This window comes from Gilliamella sp. X-57 (assembly GCF_057063565.1).
Window position 1 is genome coordinate 1 of the sequence record NZ_JBXSQI010000056.1, and the last position, 1,653, is coordinate 1,653.

Annotated in this window: 1 protein-coding gene; it reads right to left on the minus strand. The window is 46.6% G+C overall.

All coding sequences use genetic code 11. The features are described 5' to 3' along the window. Window positions 1-1,653 (minus strand): type VI secretion system Vgr family protein (locus tag ACYIAL_RS12730; protein WP_483751900.1); only part of this gene is annotated, 1,653 nt, incomplete at both ends.

Here is a 1,653-nt window from a genome sequence, read left to right on the forward strand (position 1 = left end):
TTTGTAGGGCTTTGGCAATGGATAAGGCATTTTCAAGTTGGGCAATCGCTGCTTGCATATCGAGCTGTTTGCCTTGCGCTTTCGGCTGGGTTTGGGTGGTTAAGTATAAGCCTTTGTTAGCGGCAATCGCCCCCCATTCGTCGGTGCGCAGTTCAAAGCCCTCACCACGTTGTCCTTTTTTATTATCGACCAAATGCCCTAAATTAAGTTGGCTTTTGCCGTATTCGGTGGCGATTTTAATATGCTCTTTCCCGCGTTTATCATCCATGCGTAGTTTGTTATTAGCCGGCGTGCGAATCACATTGCGGTGTTTGTTAATGGTGGTGATAGGGTCAGGGTGAGCACTATCATGCATTGCATGGGCAATATACGGCCGGTCAGGATTGCCCTGCATAAAGGCAATGGCTACTTCAGTGCCGTCAATTAAGGGAAAGTGAAAACCATAGGTGTTACCCGCATACGGTTTGGCTAAGCGTACCCATAAGCTTTCCGTGCCACTTTTCCATTGTTTCAGGTCGACATTAAATTTAACCCGATAGCGCCCTTGCGGGTCGATATAGCCATAGGTGTCATGATTAGGACTGGTGACGCGGGCAGGTAAAGTGCCACTGACTTGCGGCCAACGTATGGGCGCGGGGCGATAGGGTTTTAAGGCTTGATAGGGAATGGCGGTAAAGGTGAGTTCATAGGCATCAGTGCGGTTACCTTGCCCCTGTACACTTAAAATGATGATACCGTCATTAATATCTGCCAGCGGACTGCCGTTGAGGTTAATCCATTGACCGGGGGCAAGGTTGTAGTGGTTACTCTTACCTTTGAGGATAATTTGCTGGCTAATAGCTTGCTCATGACGAATACGGGCATACCACTGACCGCTTTCAATCTGATTATCGTGAGTGTTATTGTCATTATCACGATTATCATTATTATCATCATCACCGTTATTATCGCCACTAGTTTGCGAGTTGTCTTGTCCGTTACTATCTAAACCTTTATAGTGCTCAGCATAACGGTAGTCAGTGCCATAGGTGGTAAGGTCTTTGGGTTGGGTGTTAACTTCGCCCTGTAAATCGGCGAGGGCATCACGGTAGTTATAGTCTTGTACTTTGACTGAGGAGACCACTACTTCACTATGCAAGGTAATATCCCACACACTTTCAACCCCCGTATCAGCCATACCACTGGGCGGTTTATAGTCAATATCGGCCACCTGCGCATAACCTTGCTCATAATCACTTAACACCATCACATCACAGTGGTGCTCAGCATGCGTTTCAAAGCGAAACCAGATACCGACATCGGCCAATAAGCGTTGAATAAAGGCAAGGTCACTTTCTTGCCATTGGGTGATAAACTCCCGCTCTGGGTAGCTGTCTTTTAACTCTAAACGGTAATCAATGCCCGTCAGACCATGACTACGCAGCACTTCTTCAACCACACTCACCACACTTTGATTTTGAAATATGGCATTATGTTGCCCGACATTCAGCCGTGCTAAGCACGAGGATAACACCACCTGATAATGGGCTTCATCTTTATTGACCGATAACTGACTAAATTCGGTAATCACCCCATGCAAGGTGCGTTTATTCGTCAACGTGGGTGAATCACTTAATGAGCGGATAGCGGAAGTTAATGGTTTATTGATAACCG